This window comes from Hyalangium minutum, assembly GCF_000737315.1.
GTDB classification, from domain to species: Bacteria; Myxococcota; Myxococcia; order Myxococcales; family Myxococcaceae; genus Hyalangium; species Hyalangium minutum.
Genome location: NZ_JMCB01000006.1, coordinates 162,958 through 182,120 on the forward strand (window position 1 = coordinate 162,958; position 19,163 = coordinate 182,120).

Below are 19,163 nucleotides of genomic sequence, written 5' to 3' on the forward strand. Positions count from 1 at the left end.
GCGAGGCCCTCCCCCATGACTGCTCCCTCCGTTTCCCTCGGCCTCGACTACAAGCCGCTCGAGCCGCCCCTGCTGGATGAGCCGTTCCCCTTCTACGCCCGCCTCCGCCAAGAGGCCCCCGTCACCTTCGCGCCCCACTTCCACCTCTGGCTCGTCAGCCGCTACGCGGACGTGATGACGGTCCTGAAGGATCCCCGGCGCTTCAGCTCGCGCGACATCCTTCGCCCGCCTGTGGATCTCCCCGCCGACCTGCTCCAGTTGCTCGAGGCCTCCGGCTACACGCCCGACTACCCCCTGCTCGGTGACGATCCGCCCGCCCATACCCGCATCCGCGGCCTGGTCGGCAAGGCCTTCAACATGGCCAGCGTCAACGCCCTGGAAGCCCGCATCCGAACCGCCGCGCGCACCCACGTCGATGCCCTGCTCCGCGGCGCCACCCGCGCGGACCTCGTCTCGGGGCTCGCCTGGTCCTTGCCCATGGACGTCATCACCGAGCTGCTCGGCGTCCCTCGCGAGGACGGAGCGCGGATCCGCCAGTGGATCGAGGATGAGAAGCTCTTCTTCGTCCCCCACCTCCCGCCCGACGGCCTGCGCCGCGCCGTCGAGGGCGTAGCCGCCTTCCGCCGCTACCTTCGTGCCATGGTCGAGGACCGCCAGCAGCACCCGCGCGAGGACTTCCTCTCCACCCTCATCGCCGCCCGGCTCGAGGGCGAGCGCCCGCTGAGCACCCTGGAGCTCTCCAACCTGCTCAACGTGCTCGTGTTCGCTGGCAACGAGACGTCCACCAACCTGATCAGCACCGCACTGCTCTGCCTGCTGCGCCACCCCGGCCTGTGGCAGGAGCTGCGCGCCAACCCCGCCGCCGTTCCCAACACCCTCGAGGAGGTGCTGCGCTTCGACTCGCCGGTGGTGGGGATGATGCGCACGGTCACCGAGCCCACACAGCTCGGCGGCGTGGAGCTCCCAGCCGGGGCGCGGCTGCTGCTCCTGTTCGCCTCGGCCAACCGGGACGAGTCCGTCTTCGAGCAAGCCGCGCGCTTCGACATCCGCCGCGCCAACGCGAACCGCCACCTCGGCTTCGGCCACGGCACCCACTACTGCGTGGGCGCGCCGCTCGCCCGGCTCGAGGCCCGCGTCGTCCTGGAGCTCCTCATCGAGCGGCTCCCGAACCCGCGCCTGGTGGCTGGAGAGTCCGTCCCCTACCTCCCCAACCTCATCCACCGAGGCCCCCAGCGCCTCATGGTCGAGTGGGACACAGCTCCCACAGCGTGAGTGAGCCCGTGGGGACGCCCGTGCTAGAAAACGGACGTGCCCACGCTCCCCAACCCCAAATGGTTCGAAGCGCTGAAGAAGGATCCCAAAGCCGCTGAGGCCGGGATCCACTGGTTCACCCCCGAAGAAGCCGAGGCCAAGCGCGCCGAGGTCGCCAGCTGGTACGTGCAGGGTGACGCGCGCGTGCGCCACCACCTCCCGGACGCCGCGCTCGCCGCCGCCAAGGAGCAGTTCGCCCAGTTCGTCCCCGTGGGCGAGGGCCCCACCGCCTCGGATCGCGAGGGCAACAAGATTCGCAGCTGGCTCCTGCTCGCCAAGCAGTCTCCGGAGGAGCTGAAGGTGGCGCTCTCTCCCGTGCACCCGCCCTTCCTGTGGCTCGGGGCCGGGCAGACGCTCGCCTCACTCAAGGAAACAGTGGCGCCCTACTTCCCGGCCCATATTCCGTCCGAGGACAAGCTGGAGCACACCGTGCGCGGCTTCATCGGCACGAGCGCGGTGAACCACATCGATCTCATCCAGCTCCACGACCGCTACCAGGCCTCGGACTTCCTCGACGGGCTCACCTGGGGCAGCGCGTACAAGAAGGATCCCTTCCTCGAGATGCTGCCCAAGGGCCACTACGGCCAGGAGATGATCCAGCGCTACCGCGCTCAGGCTCCCGAGGGCATTCCCACCTTCAGCTTCCGCTCGCTGTTCACCAAGTCCATCCTCCGCGCCGAGGCCCACGCCAACGTCGCGGAGGGCGTGAACATCTTCGTCGTCCAGGTGCGCTACCACCCCGCCAAGCAGCAGGCGCTCATCCGCGACCTGAACCAGCAGCTCGGAATGCGGCTCCCCGAGGACCTCCCCGTGGACCTTGCCGGCGCCTTCATCGGGCTCCCGTTTGATCCACCCGAGGTCATCCGCGCCGCGCTGCCCAAGCAGACAGACCTGGCGAAGATCTCCTTCGGCCTGCTCTGCCTGGACTGCCTCGCCCGGGACTTCACGGAGGCCGAGAAGGACCTGCGCGAGTACTCCACCCATGCCGAGGGCGCCGTGCGGCAGCTCGTCGCCAACCTCGCGCTCCGCCGCGGACTCAAGTCGCTGCTCACGGAGATGGCCAGCCGTGAGCAGCATCCCGAGTTCAAGAAACAGCTCACCGAGGTCTCTCAGCGCCTCCCCTCCTGAGACCTCTGCCCTCAGTGCCCTCCCAGCACCTTGTCGAGGGTGACGGGCAGGCTCCGGACGCGCTTGCCCGTCGCGTGGAAGATGGCGTTGGAGATCGCCGCTGCCACTCCGACGATGCCAATCTCCCCCAAGCCCTTGGCGCCCAGCGGGTTGACGACGGTGTCGTCCTCGTCAACGAAGAGGACCTCGATGTCCCGCACATCGGCGTTCACGGGCACGTGGTACTCGCCGAGGTTGTGGTTGATGAACCGGCCGAGTGCCGTGTCGACGACGGACTCCTCCTCCAGGGCCATACCGATGCCCCAGACGACGCCTCCCAGCACCTGACTGCGCGCCGTCTTCGGGTTCATGATGCGCCCGCCCGCCACGGCGGTGACGACGCGGGTCACCTGGATGATGCCCAGGTCCTCGTCCACCTTCACCTCCGCGAACACCGCCGAGTGCGCGGCCCGGGTGTACTTCTGCTGCTCGGAGAGGTTGGGCAGCGCCATCGTCTGCTCCTCGATGCTCAGCACCTCGCCGTGCCGCATCGCCTCGAGCAGGGACACGGCCTTCGTGGGGTCCGCCTTTAGCCTGATTTGCCCACCCGCGAAGAACACCTCCTCCAGCTCCGACTTGGCGAGCGGTGAGCCGCGCACCTTCCGGGCCAGTTTGAACAACTGCTCGCGCACCTTCTCGCAGACCTCCTTCACCGCTGTGCCCACGGAGGCCACCGTCCACGAGCCTCCCTCCAGCGGCGCGGGCGGCAGCGAGGAGTCGCCGAGCTTGAACGTCACGTCTTCCATCGGCAGCCCCAGCGTCTCCGCCGCGATCTGGGTCATCACCGTATAGGTGCCGGTGCCAATGTCCGAGGTGGCGCTGGACACGGTGAGCTTGCCGTCGATGCTCAGCAGGGCCTTGGCGCTGGCCGGCTGCTGCATCGCCTCCCAGACACCGGTGGCCATGCCCCAGCCGATGAGCTGCTTCCCGTCACGCATCGAGCGGGGCGTCGCCACCCGCCTGCCCCACCCGAAGCGCTCGGCGCCCTGGTGGTAGCAGGCCCGCAGCTCCTTGCTCGAGAACGGCTTGTCCGCGTTCTGGTCGCGCTCCGCGTAGTTCTTGAGGCGCAGCGCGAGCGGATCCACTCCCGCCGCATAGGCCAGCTCATCCATCGCGCACTCCAGCGCGTAGACGCCCCAGGCCGCTCCCGGCGCACGCATGTCGAGCGGCGTGTAGTGGTCCAGCGAGGCCACCTTGTAATCGAGCCGCACGTTGTCGCACTGGTAGAGCAGGCCGGACCAGTTGACGATGATCTCCGCGTAGTCCTCGAAGCGCGAGGTCTCCGAGATGGCCTCGTGGATGAGGGCCTGGAGCGTGCCGTCCGCCGACGCGCCGAGCGCCAGCCGCTGCAGCGTCGCGGGGCGGTGGCCGAACGTGAACATCTGCTGGCGCGTCATCACCACCCGCACCGAGCGCTTCAGCTCCCGCGACGCCATGACCGCGAGGAACAGCTGATACTGCGGCCGCAGCGCCGAGCCGAACGCTCCCCCCACGAAGGGTGAGCGCACGCGCGCCTCGCCCTCGGCCAGGTTGAACACCTTCGAGAGGTACTTCAGGCTGTTCTGCACGCCCTGCGTCTTGTCGTAGATGGTGAGCGTGCCGTCGTCCTCGTAGACCACCGTGGCCGCGTGCATCTCCATCGGGTTGTGGTGCTCGACCGGCGTCTCGTACTCCACGTCGATCCGCACCTCGGACTGGGCCAGTGCCTTGTCCGCATGGCCTCGGGGCTTCGGCGGAGGCTCGAAGCCGCCCTTGCCCATCTTCGGCGCTCGGGCCTTGCCGCGCTGCGCCCGTAGATCCGTCTCGTGCTTCTTGACTGAGTACTCGGCCCGGATGAGCGAGGCCGCGTAGCGGGCAGCCTCGAACGTCTCCGCGACCACCAGCGCGATGGGCTGCCCGCTGTAGAGGATCTCGTCATCGTAGAGCGGCCGGAACGGTGAGCCCGCGGGCGAGTCCTCGTCCCGGTAGCTCTTATCGAACCATGGGAGCTTCGGCCGGTTCTCGTGCGTGAAGACGTGCAGCACCCCGGGCACCTGGAGCGCTTCCCTCGTCTCCAGCTTCTTGATGCGGCCTCGGGCCACCGTGCTCGACACGACGACACCATAAGTAAGGCCGGGAGCTTGGAACTCTCCGGCGTACTTCGCCTGCCCCGTCACCTTCAGCGGTCCATCGACGCGGCTGACCGGCTTCCCCAGCAAGGGAGTGTGAGTGGTCATTGCTGCACCTCCGTTCCCGCCGCCTGCTCCAGCGCGCGGACCACCGCCCGCCGGGCCAGCTCAATCTTGAAGGTGTTGTGGCCATACCCCTTGGCGTCGCGAAGGATCGCGTCCGCCACGGACCGGAAGCTCTCCCCGGTGGCGCGCTGGCCGCTCAGCATCGCCTCGGCCTTCGTGTCTCGCCACGGCTTGTGCGCCACGCCTCCGAGCGCGATCCGCGCCTCCCGGATGACGCCTTCGTCCAGCTCCAGCCCCACCGCCACGGACACGAGCGCGAACGCGTACGACTGGCGGTCGCGGATCTTCAGATAGCTGAAGTTCCTCGCGAACCCCTTTGCGGGCAGGTCCACCGAGGTGATCAGCTCGTCCGGCCGCAGGTTCGTGTCCAGGTGAGGCGTGTCCCCGGGCAGCCGGTGGAACTCGGCGATCGGGATGGTGCGCTCGCCGTCAGGTCCTTTGACTTGGATGGACGCTTCGAGCGCCGCGAGCGCCACGCACATGTCCGACGGGTGGGTGGCAATGCACTTCTCGCTCGTCCCAAGGATGGCGTGGATGCGGTTGATGCCCGCGAGCGCTCCACACCCCGAGCCGGGCTCGCGCTTATTGCAGGGCGTGCCCGTGTCATAGAAGTAGTAGCACCGCGTGCGCTGGAGCAGGTTGCCACCCGTGGTCGCCATGTTGCGCAGCTGCGCCGAGGCTCCCGCCAGGATGGCCTTCGACAGCAGCGGGTAGCGCTGCTCTACTCGCGCGTCGTACGCCACCGCCGAGTTCGTCACCAGCGCGCCAATCCTCAGCCCGCCGTCCGCCTGCTCCTCGATGGTGTTGAGAGGCAGCCGGTTGACGTCGATCAGGTGGCTCGGGCGCGACACGTTCTCCTTCATCAAGTCGAGGAGGTTCGTGCCACCCGCGATGAACCGCGCCCGCTCGTTCCGGGCAATCGCGCTCACGGCGCCCGCGACGCTGCCGGCCCGCTCGAAGGAGAACCGGTTCATGGCTTCTCCTCCTTCTCGCACTCCTGCTTCGCCTGCTCGATGGCCGCGACGATGTTGGGATACGCGCCGCACCGGCAGAGGTTGCCGCTCATCAGCTCGCGGATGTCGTCTCTCGTCTGGGCCTTGCCCTCCTTGATGAGCCCCAGCGCGGAGCAGATCTGCCCCGGAGTGCAGTAACCACACTGGAACGCGTCGTGCTCGACGAAGGCCGCCTGCAGCGGGTGGAGCGTCTCGCCCGAGGCAATGCCCTCGATGGTCGACACCTCCGCGCCGTCCTTCATCACCGCCAACGTCAGGCACGAGTTGATCCGCTGGCCATTCACCAGCACGGTGCAGGCGCCGCACTGCCCGTGGTCGCAGCCCTTCTTCGTGCCCGTCAGCTCCAGGTTCTCCCGCAGCAAGTCGAGCAGCGTCGTCCAAGGCTCGACCTCCAGCTGCTTCTCCGAGCCGTTGACCTTGAGGGTGATCGAATGCTTCGAGGGCGACTCCGCTGATGACACCCTCGCCGAGGGCTCATGGAAGGAAGGCTTCACGTGAACACGCTCCTGCTGGAGATGGATCCGGTCCTAGCGAGGTAAGGACTCGGAGCGCTCGCGTCCTTCCGGGGGAGCCCGCACCCACGGCGGAGGATTGGCTAATGGATACTGGCGCCCTACAGCTCCCCTCATCGTGTTGAGTCGTCGAAAGCGGCGCTGCGCTTACATAGGTCGACACCCCACGACAAGTGCACCTACGTGGAAACCCGCTCTCTCGGAAAAACAACCGTGGCCGCGTAAGCTGCACGCAACTGATCCGAGGGCGCGCGGAGAACCATTCCAGCCCCTTTTTTTCCCTATCGAAGGAGAAGTCCCATGGCCCGCCCCATTGAATCCGGCTCCGCCGACGTCGCCGCCCGCGAGGCTGCACGCCGCGCCGCCGAAGAGGCCGCCCGCCGCGCCGCTGAAGAGGCCGCTCGCCGCGCCGCTGAAGAGGCCGCCCGCCGCGCCGCCGAGGCCAAGAACAATCAGGTGACGAACAAGGCGACCACGCCCGAGAAGCCGGTCGCCACCCGGGACGAGTTCGCCGCCACCAGCACCCCCCAGGCCAAGGGCCCGGACCTCGAGGGCGGCAAGCCCACCGAGTCGAAGCTGCCGGAGAAGCCCGAAGACTTGCCCAAGCTCTTCCCCGAGCTGAAGGACAAGCCCAAGGAGGTGCTGCAGAAGACGTATGACTCGATGAAGAAGCTCACCGAGGGCGACTTCTCCGAGAAGGCCACCGCGCTAGGCGAGCTGTCCAAGACGTTCCCGGACACCACCAAGAACGTCCTCACCAAGCTGGGCATTCAGGACAACAAGCTGGCGAAGCTGGCCACCAACTCGGACGCGCTGTCCGCGCTGGGCAAGCTCACCAGCAAGGACTCCTCCACCGCTGACAAGGCCAGCGCCGCGCTCGAGCTGGCCAACGCCGCCGGCGACATCTTCAAGCCCGAGGACCTCAAGGGCGTGCTCAACCACGCGCTCAACGGCCTGCCCGCGGGCGCCAAGCTCGCCGAGGCCATTGGGGCCTTCACCGACCCCAACAAGAGCGCGCTGGACAAGACTAAGGCCTCGCTGGAGCTGGCCTCGGCGCTCAAGGACTTCGCCGGCAAGTCCTTCCCGCAGGTGGAGAACACCCTGCGCAAGCTGGACGGCACCTTCCGCGCCGCCAACGCCGCCGTGAAGCTGCTGGACCCCGAGGCCTCCGCCAAGGACAAGGCCCTGGCCGCCGCTCAGCTCGCCGCCGAGCTGCCGGACCTCAAGAAGGACCTCACCGAGTTCAAGAACCTGCTCAAGCAGAACGGCGTGAAGGGCGCGGACGCCGCCGTGGACGAGGGCGCGAGGCTCGCCGACGCCGTGGTGAAGGGTCTCGACCCGGCCGTGGCCCAGAAGCTCACCCCGGATCAGCTCAAGGGGCTCCAGGACGTGGCCGCCAAGGTCGGCCCGGAGAACCTCGAGGGCGTGCTCAAGGGCATCCAGGACCCCAAGGCGCTCGAGGCGCTCACGGGCCAACTCGACAAGCTGGATGCTGACTCCGGCAAGCGGCTGCTCAAGACGCTGGGCGGCATGGAGCACGGCAACCTCGCCAAGGTCCTCACGGATCCGAAGACGGCCGAGCAGCTGGGCACCCTGGCCACCAAGCTGGACGACGAGGCCGCCGAGCTCGTCGGCAAGCTGGCCAAGGACATGGACGTCGACGGGCTGAAGACGCTGATGAAGTTCACCGACGGCGTCAGCGGCGACGTGCTCAAGACGGGCCTCAAGGGCCTCAAGCCCCTGCTGGAGGAGGGCGGCGGCAAGCTGGTGGGCAAGGGCCTCAAGCTGCTGGACGACATGCTCGGCAAGATGGGCGTGAAGGTCACCGGCGAGGTGGCCGGCAAGGTCTTCAAGAACCTGGCGAAGGCCATCCCGCTCGCGGGCGCCGTGCCGGGCCTCATCGACGCGGGCAAGTACGCCAAGGAGGCGATGGACCTCCGGGACAAGAACAAGGACCTGGGCTTCTTCGCGCTGGTGGGCGCCAACCTCAACGCCGCGGATGCGGTGGTGGGCACGGCGCTGGACTTCACCGGCGTGGGCGCCGCAGTGGACCTGGGCGCGGGCGCCGCCTTCGGCGTGGCCGAGCTGGCGCTGGACCTGGCCTTCGACGCCGAGAAGAAGAAGATGGAGGCGGATCCGCAGAACTACCAGGCGCCGGACTGGATGAAGGCCGTAAACCTGGGCGCCGCCGCCGCCATGGGCCCCGCGGGCATGACGCAGCTCGCGGCCTACTACGGGCCCGAGGGCGCCGCCGAGCTGACCCAGTGGGGCATCGAGAAGGGTGCCAAGGGCGCGGTGAAGCTCGCCGAGTTCGCGGGCGTCAGCGCCGCCAACGCCACCGGCGATGGGATGAAGCTCACGGCGGGCTTCATCCACGGGCTCGCGGATGTGATCCGCAACCCCTCCAAGTACGGCGAGGCCGTCGCCACCAAGGCGCGTGATGCGTTCAACGCCGCCATGGAGAAGGGTGGCGAGATTGCCGCGGAGGCCAAGAAGGTCCTCGGCAACGTCATCGACGAGGCGAAGCAGCTCGGCGAGAAGGGGCTCGACACCCTGAAGTTCATCGCCCAGAACCCGGGCGAGGCCGCGAAGATGGCGCTCGACGGCGTCAAGAGCATGGTCGACAAGGGCATGGAGCTGGCGCAGCAGGGCAAGGAGGCCCTGCTGAAGAAGGCCACCGAGACGCTCGACGCGCTCAAGACGGGCTGGGAGAACCTCAAGGGTGCCGCCAAGGAGAAGGCAGCGGAGCTCATCAACGGCGCCAAGGAGGGCATCCAGTCCGCGCTGAACAAGGCGAAGGAGCTGGGCGAGAAGGGCCTCGAGACGCTCAAGTGGGCCGCCACGCACCCGGGTGAAGTGGGCGAGATGGCCAAGAAGGCCTTCACCGACCTGATGGCCAAGGGCGGTGAGGTGGCCAAGAAGGCCTGGGACGGGCTCAAGAGCCTGGGCGCCAAGGGGCTCGAGGTGGCCGAGGCCGCCGTCAAGGGACTCAAGGACGCGGGCGGCAAGGCGGTGGAGACACTCAAGTACATCGCCGAGAACCCGGGCGAGGCCGCCGCCAAGGTGCGCGACTGGGCCGGCCAGACGCTCTCGGACATGGCGCGCAAGGGCGGTGAGATGGCGAAGGAGGCCGCCACCGCCATCAAGGACTTCGTGGACCGGCGCGTGGACTGGGCCAAGCAGTTCGCCACGGACCTGCTCAAGGACGGCGTGGAGTCCTTCAAGGAGGTCGCCAAGGCCTGGGGACAGAACCTCACCGAGGGCGGCAAGGAGATCCTCGGCGCGCTCAAGGATCTGGGCGGCGCGGGCGTGAACGCGCTGCAGGACCTCGCCAAGGCGGGCGGGCAGCTGGCTGAGGCCGCCGTGGGCTACTTGGGCGACCTGGCGAAGATGGGCGTGGACGCCGCGAAGGGCGCGCTCGAGGGCCTGGCGAACTTCGGCGGCGAGGTCGGCCGGCTGGCCAGCGGCGCGTTCGATGCGGTGAAGAACGCCACCAACGGCGAGATGAGCGTCTTCGGCCACAAGGTGGACGTGAACCCGTTCTGGTGATGCCGCGCCCCAGGGGGCGGCCTGGAGACGGCGGGCTAGATGCGCGCGAGCTTGTCCGGGTTGAGGATCGCCCGGATGCCGTGGATGCGCTCCCCGTCCGTCTCCAGCGAGATGACGTCGAAGACGGTCCCGTTCAGCCGCACCACCAATGAGGGCCAGCCGTTCACCTCGAGGACCTCCGCCCCGAACCCGAACTTCGCCTTCTTCACGATGCCGATGTACAGGCGCGCCACCGCATCCGCCCCATGGACAGGCCGCGTGGAGGCCCCGAAGGCCTTGCCTCCACCGTCCGACCAGGCCGTCACGTCATCGGAGAGCATGCGCTTGAGGCCTTCCAGATCCCCGCTGACGCACGCCGAGAGGAACCCGGTCACCAGCCGCTCATGGGCCTGCTTGGAGGGCGCGAACCGGGGCCGCCGCGCTTGGAGGTGCTCGCGGGCCCGGTGCAGCAACTGACGGCACGCGGCCTCCTCCTTGCCCACCATCTGGGAGACCTCGGCGTGGCTGTAGCCGAACACCTCGTGCAGCAGGTACACGGCGCGCTCCACCGGCGTGAGGCTCTCGAGCAACACCAGGAACGCGACGGAGATCGTCTCGGGATCCACTGCAGAGTCCGTGCGCACGGGCTCGGGAAGCCACGGCCCCACGTAGACCTCCCGGTTGGCCCTCGCGCTCTTGAGGTGATCCAGGCACAGCCGCGTCACCACCGTGGCGAGGAACGCCCGGCCCGAGCGCACCGCGTCCCGCGGTGCTGACTGCCAGCGCAGCCAGGCCTCCTGGACGATGTCCTCTGCCTCGGCCGCCGAGCCGAGCATCCGGTAGGCGATGGCCACCAGCATGGGCCTGTGGGTCTCGAAGACCGCCATGAGCTCTCCCGTCATGCCGCCAGTGTGCTCCGGCCCGGGACTTCGAGCGAGCGCGTTCGCCCCGTCTTGACCCACAGGGTCCGCACCCAGCGCCTGCGCTCGCCCAGGAGCGTCCACACAGTGAAGCGGACGATGAACTCCTTCACCCAGGCCGCCGTGCGGCCCTTGAGGACCCAGTGCGCGGGCGAGCCATCCCGGCCCATCGGTTGGATCAGACCGTCCTTCCGGCCGAGGCTGATGCACACCCCCGCATCCATATAGTCGAAGGGCAGCTCCGGCAGGCCGCGAGCAAGCCGTGCGAGGTTCTCTCCGACGTGGGCGCCCATCGGCAGCGCGGTCTTGCAGCCCATCCCTGTGGGAGCGAGCGGCTCGACCACGCAGGCCGCATCCCCGACGACGCAGACGTTCTCGTGCCCGAGCGCCCGGAGGTACGGATCCACCAGCACCTGCCCCCGCGTGTTCACAGGCAGCCCGGACTCGCGCACCACGGACGGCACCACGAAGCCCCCGACCCAGACACAGGCATCGAACGGCACAAACCTGTCTGACAACTCGACCGCTCCGGCCTGGACGCGCCGCACCTCCCCCTGCTGCACGGAGATCCCGAGCCGGCGCAGCACCGCGTTCAGATGCGAGCGCCCCGCCTCCGAGAGGTTCTCCCCCAGAGGACTCGAGGACAGCAGGGTCACCTGGAGCCCCGGATAGGACTCCGCCATCTCCGTGGCGCTCTCGATGCCAGTGAGCCCGCCTCCAATGACGACCACGCGCCCCTTGCGCGCGGCGATGGAAGGGAGCTGCTTGGCCAGCTCCGCCGAGGAGCCAGCATCGATCGTCCACGCGTGCTCCCGGACACCTGGCACCCGGTCCCGATCCACCTGAGAGCCCAGCGCCACCACCAGACGATCGAAGGGCACCTGCTCTCCCTCCACCGTGACTTCACCGCGAGGATCCACCCGGGTGACCCAGCCGCGCTTCAGCACAACGCCCGTGCCCTTCAGCATCGAGGCGAGCTCCCGCACCACCAGGGACTGGCCCGCCGCCTGCTGGTGAAGCCGGATGCGCTCCACGAAATGATCGCTCGCGCTCACAAGCGTGATGTCCGCCTGCCCACGGGCCTGCCACGCAAGCCGCAGCGCGCACACAACACCTGCATACCCACCACCGAGAATGACGACGCGCATGGTTCCGCTCCTTTTTCGCCAGGGAGACGACCTGGGAAATTCGGGCGTGACACTGCGCGACGAATCGCTGAATCCCCTGTGAATCCGGGACCTTACAACTCAAGCCGCCTGGCCGGTGAGCCCCGCGTGCGCGCGCTTCACGCCCTCGCGTATCAGCTCGCGCAACCGCTCCGGGTCGAAGGGCTTCTCCACCCGGGGGTTGCTCACCTGCTCCAGGAACTCCTTAGCCGCGGGGGTGTAGGCCCCCCCGGTGATGAACACCATGCGCCGGGCCTGCTCCGGCGCGGCCCGCACGAGCTGGGCGTACAGCTCCATGCCCGTCATCTCCGGCATCATGAGATCGCAGAGGATGACGTCGTAGTGGGCCTTGGGCGAGCACAGCATCTCCAGCGCTCGCCGCGCGCTCACCACCACCTCCACCTCGTGGTCCTTCGCGAGCGTCCGCCGCAGCGCAGCGCTCACCAGCGGATCATCGTCCACCACCAGCACTTGGCCCCGCTCCACGGTGCCCGCCTGCACCGGAGCGCTGCGCTGCACCCGATCGAGCTGGCTGCTCGACCGGGGCAACGCCACCCGGAACACGGTGCCCTTGCCCACCTGGCTCTCCACCTCGATGCGCCCGCCCATCGACGTGACGAACGCATGGCACAGCGCCAGTCCCAGCCCCGTGCCCACGCCCACCGGCTTGGTGGTGAAGAACGGATCGAAGATGCGCCCGAGCACCTCCGGCGGGATGCCGCAGCCCGTGTCCCGCACCTCCGCCACCACCTCGCCCTGGGCCCCGTGCTTGAGAACGAGCCGGACCTCGTGCTGCTCGGGCCTGCCCTCGGGCAGCGCCTGGGCTGCGTTGATGATGAGGTTGAGGAACACCTGCGACAGCCGCGCCTCGTTGCCCTCCACGGGCGGCACCTCCGCCGCGTACTCGCGCGTGAGCTGGGCCCTGGGGCGCAGCTCCCCTGCCGCCATCTTCGCCGCCGAGTCCATCACCGCCCGCAGGTCCACCGGCCCCCGCGCGTCATCGTCCTGGCGCGAGAACGTCTTCAAGTCCCTCACGATGCGCCGCACCCGATCCGCGCCCATGAGCGCCTCGCGCAGCACCTGGTGCATGTCGCGCAGGCGCTCGCGCAGCGGCTCGGAGGACTCCGCCAACTGCGCCAGCGTCTCCGTCTCCTCGCAGGAGTGCTCCAGGTTGGACACGATGTACGAGAGCGGGTTGTTGATCTCGTGCCCCACGCCCGCGGCCAGTGTTCCCACCGCCGCCATCTTCCCAGCCTGCACCAGCTGGACCTGCGTGGCGCGCAGCGTGCGCAGGTTGGCATCCAGCTCCTCGTTGGCGCGCGCCAGCTCCTGGGTGCGCTCCTCCACGCGAGCCTGCAGCCAGCGCTCGCGCCGCTTGAGCCGGCCCACGCGCCACGCGTAGATGCCTGCCGCCATCCCACCCGCCCCCAGCGCGCACAGCCCGTAGAACCACGCCGACTGGTAGAACCAGGCGCGCAGCACCACCTCCAGCACGGCCCCGGGCGCCACCCAGTTGCCCGTGCGGTCCATCGCCTGCACGCGGAAGGTGTAGCGGCCCGGCGGCAGCCGCGTGTACGTGGCCACGCGCCGGCCCTCGGCCTCCACCCACGCGCGGTCGTGCCCCTCCAGCATGTACCGGAACTGCACCCGGGGAGCCCCCTCCTTCACGAAGGCGGTGAAGCGGATGTCCACGTCCTGCTGCTCCGGCTCCAGCTCCAGCAGGCCACTCAGCGGCACCGGCTGGCCCTGCACCCGCACCTCCTCGATGCGCGGGTGCGGCGGCGAGTGCCGGAGCCGGACATCCTTCGTGTTCACCATCATCGCGCCCCGCAGGTTGGCGAACCACATCCGGCCATCCCGCGTCTCCCACCCGGAAGGCAGGCCCGCGTTGCACTCGCCCGCGCGCATCCCGTCCCGCTCATCGAAGAGGACGCCGCTCACGCGCGGGAGCTTGCCGTCCGCCACCGCCTCCAGCTCGTGCCGGCTCACCCGCGAGACGCCCTTGTTGCTGCTCATCCAGAAGAAGCCCTCGGCATCCAGCAGCAGGTTGAAGATCGTCTCATCCGGCAGCCCCTGCGCGGCGGTGACCGAGGCGAAGCGCCCGTCCTTCCAGCGCGACAGGCCCGTGGAGGTCCCCACCCACAGCGTGCCGTGCGCGTCCACGAAGAGGCTCATGATCACATTCCCCGCCAGTCCCTCCTGGGTGGTGAAGCGGGTGAGCGTGCCGCGGTCGAACCGGACCAGGCCCTTCTTCGTGCCGTACCAGAGCACCCCTGACTCCTCGCGCACCAAGGCCGTGGCGGCGTCCGCGGGAGTCCCCTTCTCTGGCGGGTACAGCGTCACCCGCCCATTGCTCAGCCAGGCCAGTCCCTCCGAGGTGGAGAACCACATATCTCCGTCCGGCTCGGGCACCATGGCGAAGATGACGGCTCCTGGCGGCATCCCCGACTCGGTCCCCAGCGGGACGAAGCGGCCCCCCTGCTGGTAATAGGCGCCGGAGGACGTCCCCACCCAGAGCGCCCCGTCCGAGCCCAGCGCGAGCGTGCGGATGCGGTCCTCCAACAAGCCCTCCTCCGCTCCCACCCGGCGGATGACGCCGTCCTTCATGCGCTCCAGGCCCTGGGAATTCGAGGCCATCCACAGCGTGCCGTCGGGTGTCTCCAGCACCATCCGGACGTTCTCGAGAACCGAACCCTCGGGCGCCCCGATGGGAATGAACGGGCCATTGCTCAGCCGATGCAAGCCATCCGTCCCGGTGCCGATCCACAGGTGCCCGTCGCGGTCCTCGAGCAGGCTGGCCACGAGCGCATGGGCGAGCTCCTTGGACGCGGTGACGGCGCTGAACGTCTCACCCGTGCGCCGCAGCAAACCCTGGTAGGTGCCGATCCACAGGTTGCCATCCCGGTCTTCGCGCAGCTCGCCCACCGCCACGTTCGGCATGCCCTGCTCCGGGCCGTACCGGGTGAACTGGCCCTCGCGCAGGGCGAGCAGCCCCTGGTTGGTGCCAATCCACAGCGTGCCCTCGCGCGACAGCCACAGGCTGAGCACGTAGAGCGGCTTGATGGGAGACTCCCCCGGCGGCAGGAAGAGCATGTCCACCGAGTCGTCGGTGATCCGCGCCAGCCCCTGGCCCGCTCCCACCCACGCGCCGCCCGAGCCATCCACGACGATGGGGCCCGTGCCTTTGACAGGCAGCCCCTCGTCCACCGAGTACCGCCGCCATGCCCTCTGCCCCGAGCTCGGCGCCCGCATCACCCCCAGCGGCGAGCTGATCCACACATCCTGGCCGTCCGCCGCCAGCCCGACGATGGGGACGTTGGCCAGCGCGGCGGCCTCGGGGGGGCGGCGCAGCTGTCCTCTCTCGTAGCGGAACAGTCCCTGGCTGGTGCCCACCCACAGCACCGCCGCGTCGTCCTCGACCAGTGCGTGGATTTCGCGCTGCCCCATCTCCGGCGAGGTGCGCTGATCAAAGGTGGTGAAGCGCGTGCCGTCGAAGCGCGCCAGGCCCTCGTAGGTGCCGAACCACAGGTAGCCGTCGGCTGTCTGCTCAGCGCAGAGGACGGAGTTCTGCGGCAGGCCGTTCTCGCTGCGCCAGCTCTCGTGGTTGTACTGGGAGAGGCTCCGGCCCGGTTCGAGTGCGAAGCTGGGTGTACCGAGACCCAGCGCGAGGACGAACCACAGCCCGAGAAGCCTTCTCCCACCCCGCCGCCCCTGTCTCCTTGTTCCCATGGCGAGCATAGTGTCCAGCACAGAGGGCCCTCTCCGCAAAATAGGGGACAGGACAGCCCCCCTTGCCCCCCTATTCCCCGAGGCAGCGACGCTCTTCCCCCGGGGGGCCGCTGTGCGGACATGGGACCCCAGCGCTACAATCGCCCTCCGCCGAGGAGCCCCCATGAGCCAAGCCGCCATCCTGTTGCAGGACCCCGCTCCCCCGAGCGTCCCCGAGGCGATCTCGAAGGGCCGCAGCACCCTCATCGGGTTCTCCACGCCGCGCCACTTCAACCCCGTCTCGTGGGTCGTCCGCCGCTTCACCAAGAGCGAGGCCAGCCACTGCTTCTTCCTCTACTGGGACGACGACTTCGAGTGCGACATGGTGCTCGAGTCCCATGAGCTGGGCTTCCGGCTCATCACCTGGAAGCGCTTCGTGAAGAAGAACCGCATCATCGCGCTCGTGGAGCCGGCCCATCCGCTCGACAAGGGCTTCCTGCGGCTGGGCGAGTGGGTGGGCAGCGTGTACGACTTCGGCGGGCTGATCGGCCAGTCCGTGGTGCAGTTCGGACGCTTCCTGCAGCGCAAGTGGCGCAACCCGTTCCGGTCCTCGCGGGCCATGTTCTGCAGCGAGTCCATTGCTCGCTGCATGCAGTGGGCCGAGCACCCGGATGCCAAGAAGTTCTCTCCCAAGGAGACAGCGCCGCAGGACCTGCTCGTGTTCTACCGGGAGCCGGGCCGAGCGGTGCTCCTCGACATCCAGAAGTGGAAGTGAGGTGTCTCGGCGGCTCTAGGGCTGCGGGACGATGACGAACGCCACACCCGGGAGGCTGAGGCCGGGCCCGGCGATGCGCAGGGTGCCTTCCACGCGCAGGATGTCCTGGGTGGACGGGTCCACCTGTTTGACGGTTCCGGTGATCTGCATGGCGTCGCCTACACCCGTGGGCGAGATGGGGATGGCGAAGGGCTGCATGCGCAGCGTGTCTCCATCCACGCGAGCCCAGACCTCCTGGCGCTGCTGAGCGCCGAAGCGCTGCGGGAGGATGCGCAGGGTGAGTCCTCCGGGCCTCGGCGCGTCGAGGGACTCGAGCAGGAGGTCCACGGGCATTGTTCCCGAGGGCCCCGCCGGCACCTGAAGGGTCATCTTCATCGTCTTGCGCCACTGGCCTGAGGCGGGCTGGGCCACAGTGAAGGAGGTGGAGCGCTCGCCCTCCAGCTCGCCTCCCGAGAGGAACGGCAAGCCTGGGCGTGCCCGGAAGGTGTAGCTCGCGCCGGGCGTGAGGGGCGCGGTGGGGACGAACTCGATGCGGCCTCCCTGGAGCTCCACGGTGCCGGGGACGTGCTGGCCCTGGGCGTCTTCGAGCACCACGTACTCAGCGGCCCACTGCGCGGAGGTCTTCCCGGGCGTGCTGTCATCCACGGGCTCCGCGAAGGCCACGAACGGGCGGACGTCGGGGTACACACCTTGATTGCTGTCCGTGTCGGGCCAGATGCCGAGCGGTGCAGCACCCTTGGGCGTCAGCTCTCGGAGGAACTCGACGAGGTCCGCCCGCTCCTCGGAGGTGAGCGGCACCTGGACGTAGTCGAGCGCCACGTCCACCGCGTCCTCCAGCGTGCGGGCTTGTCCCTTCACGAAGTAGATACCGTGGCGGTAGGCGCCGAGCAGCGAGGGCACATCGGCGGGCTCGCCGGACTTGCCCTTCGGCAGGTAGGCCCGGCTGGTGTAGAGCGGCGGCACGTGGCAGCTGGCGCAGGTGGCCTTGTTCTCGAAGAGTGCCTTTCCGCGCAGGCCCGCTTCCGTGTAGCTGCCGTCGAGCCGGGTATGGCCCGTGGCCCTCGGGGCGCCGAGCAGCGACTCCAGGAAGGCCTCGAGCCCGAGCGCCTCCTGGGGCGTGACCGGTCTCGCGACGATGGACGAGGGCCCCTGGTAGCCGAAGTTGTCCGCGTTGGAGACGTAGGCTCCCCACTCGAGCGGAGTGGTGGCGGCCAGGAGCTGCAGCGGCCGGGCGTTGTGCCAGATGGACGGCCCGAAGCGCCAGATGAGCCCGTTGTTCTGCGTCTCGATGTGGCAGCTGGAGCAGGCGTGGTTCTGGGCGAAGCTGCCGCCTGGACGCGTGAAGACGCGCTCTCCGAGCGCCACGTCCGCCGGGCGGGGCTCCTCGGTGAGCTTCACGGTGGCACGCACCTGGGCGTCCGCGCCGAGCACCCAGGCCTCGAAGGTCTGGAAGCAATGGACGGCCACGGTGCCCTGCGCATCGAGCGCCACGAGCTGCCGCGCGCCCGGCCCCACGGTGACGCGGGCCTTCTCAGCGAGCGTGGTCCGGTCGAGCGCCACCACGAGCTCGGAGGACTCGGCGGAGACCCACACGGTGTCCCCCACCACGAGCACACCCGCGGGGTTGACCACGTACCCGCCCGAGCCCGCCTGGCGCCACAGGTCCGCGCGCCGCAGGACCTGCCCGTAGCCAGGGCGCGCGGGATCGGCACCGACGACAACCACCTCGTGAACGAAGGGCTTGGCGTTGGCATCGGACTGGGAGGGCTCAGGGTCGCCATCGGTGGCGGCGATGAACAGCTCGGCGCCATCGTCCGAGAGCGCGAGGGCGCGCAGATCGGCCGAGACGCCCTCCACCACGGTGTCCACCTTCAGCGTCTCGGTGTTGATGATGTGGACGTCCTGATCATCCCCAGCCTTGTAGGTGCCGCGCGTGTCCTTGATGCGGTTGCCCGAGCGGTACGAGGCCACGAAGAGGCGCTTGCCCTCCGGAGACAGCACGAGGGCGCGCGGGTCGAAGCCGACGTCCACCCGGGCCACCACCTGGCGCTGCTCCAGGTCCACCACGGCCACCTGCCGCTGCGTGGCCAGGGACACGTAGAGGGTGCGGGCATCCGGAGAGAGCGCGAGGCCCGAGGGCTCGTCTCCGACCCAGAGCGCATCTTCCAGTACACCGCGCTCGCGGTGGATGAAGCCCACGGTGTCACTGCCTCGGTGGGCCACCAGGACGTAAGGCAGCGGGGCTCTCCACGCCAGGGCCGAGGGCCAGGCGCCCACGGTCACCTCGCCCACCTTGCTCCAGAGGCCATTCACCTGGGAGATGCGCGACACCGTGTACGCAGCGCCGTTGGCGGTCCACAGCTCGTCGCCGACACGGGCGGCGCCGTACAGCGGGGTCAGGTAGTGGTTGCGGAAGCGCTCCGCCGGGGAGCGGGCGACGACGTGGAGCGAGAGCCGGGAGTTGTCCATCTCGCCCAAGCGGAAGGTGTAGTCGCCGGGGACGTCCGGAGTGAAGCGCGGCTGGGGACTGCCCTTCGAGTGGACGGTGTTGGCGCTGCCCTCCGGAGCCGAGAGGACCTGCCACTCGAGGGTGGAGGGGCACTCGTCTTTCTGGAGGACAGCGGGCAGGTAGAAGGTCTCGCCCAGGGTGTGTGAGCGGGGATTCTGGAGTGGGAGCGGAGCCTCGGCGCAGAGCGGCTCGGACTTCGGGGGCGCGTCGTCGTCGTCACAAGCTCCCAGGCTGAAGACGAGGGCCGCGGCGGCACAGAGCGGAATCACGATGCGGACTTTCATGGCGGCCCCTGCCATAAGAATCGGGCTCCGCCCCCG

11 protein-coding genes are annotated in these 19,163 nt (G+C 69.0%); 4 read left to right on the forward strand and 7 right to left on the reverse strand.

Annotated elements, in window-relative coordinates:
* Nucleotides 1–15: 15 nt before the first annotated feature.
* Entirely contained in the window at nucleotides 16–1,272 is a 1,257-nt protein-coding gene (locus DB31_RS16130) for a cytochrome P450 (protein ID WP_044188450.1), read from the forward strand.
* A gap of 36 nt (nucleotides 1,273–1,308) precedes the next feature.
* On the forward strand, nucleotides 1,309–2,439 hold the full coding sequence (locus tag DB31_RS16135; protein ID WP_044188453.1) for a hypothetical protein: 1,131 nt from the start codon (nucleotides 1,309–1,311) through the stop codon (nucleotides 2,437–2,439).
* An 11-nt stretch (nucleotides 2,440–2,450) separates the two neighbouring features.
* Here the strand turns inward: DB31_RS16135 and DB31_RS16140 are convergent, their stop codons facing one another.
* From DB31_RS16140 to DB31_RS16150, 3 genes are read right to left on the reverse strand one after another with little or no spacing between them, the layout of a single operon-like run.
* Nucleotides 2,451–4,694: a xanthine dehydrogenase family protein molybdopterin-binding subunit gene (locus DB31_RS16140; protein ID WP_044188456.1), complete on the reverse strand. Its 2,244-nt coding sequence runs from the start codon at nucleotides 4,692–4,694 to the stop codon at nucleotides 2,451–2,453.
* Nucleotides 4,691–5,686, reverse strand: coding sequence for an FAD binding domain-containing protein (locus DB31_RS16145; RefSeq protein WP_044188459.1), 996 nt, complete (start codon nucleotides 5,684–5,686; stop codon nucleotides 4,691–4,693). The genes DB31_RS16140 and DB31_RS16145 overlap by 4 nt, the downstream gene beginning before the upstream one ends.
* On the reverse strand, nucleotides 5,683–6,219 hold the full coding sequence (locus tag DB31_RS16150; protein ID WP_205628522.1) for a (2Fe-2S)-binding protein: 537 nt from the start codon (nucleotides 6,217–6,219) through the stop codon (nucleotides 5,683–5,685). The genes DB31_RS16145 and DB31_RS16150 overlap by 4 nt, the downstream gene beginning before the upstream one ends.
* A gap of 318 nt (nucleotides 6,220–6,537) precedes the next feature.
* Between DB31_RS16150 and DB31_RS16155 the strand changes: the two genes are divergently transcribed.
* Nucleotides 6,538–9,786 (forward strand): hypothetical protein, encoded by a 3,249-nt coding sequence (locus DB31_RS16155; protein WP_044188461.1) that lies wholly within the window; start codon nucleotides 6,538–6,540, stop codon nucleotides 9,784–9,786.
* A 35-nt stretch (nucleotides 9,787–9,821) separates the two neighbouring features.
* On the opposite strand, the gene DB31_RS16160 is transcribed toward DB31_RS16155, so the two are convergent.
* The 3 genes from DB31_RS16160 to DB31_RS16170 all read right to left on the reverse strand — a co-directional run bounded on the left by DB31_RS16160 (nucleotide 9,822) and on the right by DB31_RS16170 (nucleotide 15,580).
* Nucleotides 9,822–10,667 (reverse strand): RNA polymerase sigma-70 factor, encoded by an 846-nt coding sequence (locus DB31_RS16160; RefSeq protein WP_044188464.1) that lies wholly within the window; start codon nucleotides 10,665–10,667, stop codon nucleotides 9,822–9,824.
* The gene (locus tag DB31_RS16165; RefSeq protein WP_044188466.1) at nucleotides 10,664–11,833 is read right to left on the reverse strand and encodes an NAD(P)/FAD-dependent oxidoreductase; all 1,170 of its coding nucleotides are present in this window, start codon (nucleotides 11,831–11,833) and stop codon (nucleotides 10,664–10,666) included. The genes DB31_RS16160 and DB31_RS16165 overlap by 4 nt, the downstream gene beginning before the upstream one ends.
* Nucleotides 11,834–11,932: 99 nt before the next feature.
* Nucleotides 11,933–15,580 carry a two-component regulator propeller domain-containing protein gene (locus DB31_RS16170; protein ID WP_044189855.1) on the reverse strand — a complete coding sequence of 1,216 codons (3,648 nt, stop codon included), beginning with the start codon at nucleotides 15,578–15,580 and terminating at the stop codon, nucleotides 11,933–11,935.
* 163 nt (nucleotides 15,581–15,743) lie between these two features.
* Here DB31_RS16170 and DB31_RS16175 point away from each other — a divergent pair, with 163 nt between their 5' ends.
* Nucleotides 15,744–16,334, forward strand: a complete 591-nt coding sequence (locus DB31_RS16175; protein WP_044188469.1) for a hypothetical protein — start codon at nucleotides 15,744–15,746, stop codon at nucleotides 16,332–16,334.
* A gap of 15 nt (nucleotides 16,335–16,349) precedes the next feature.
* Here DB31_RS16175 and DB31_RS16180 read toward each other — a convergent pair whose 3' ends face one another.
* Complete coding sequence (locus DB31_RS16180; RefSeq protein WP_157232011.1) at nucleotides 16,350–19,127, reverse strand: hypothetical protein; 2,778 nt, start codon at nucleotides 19,125–19,127, stop codon at nucleotides 16,350–16,352.
* Between the last annotated feature and the right edge of the window lie 36 nt (nucleotides 19,128–19,163).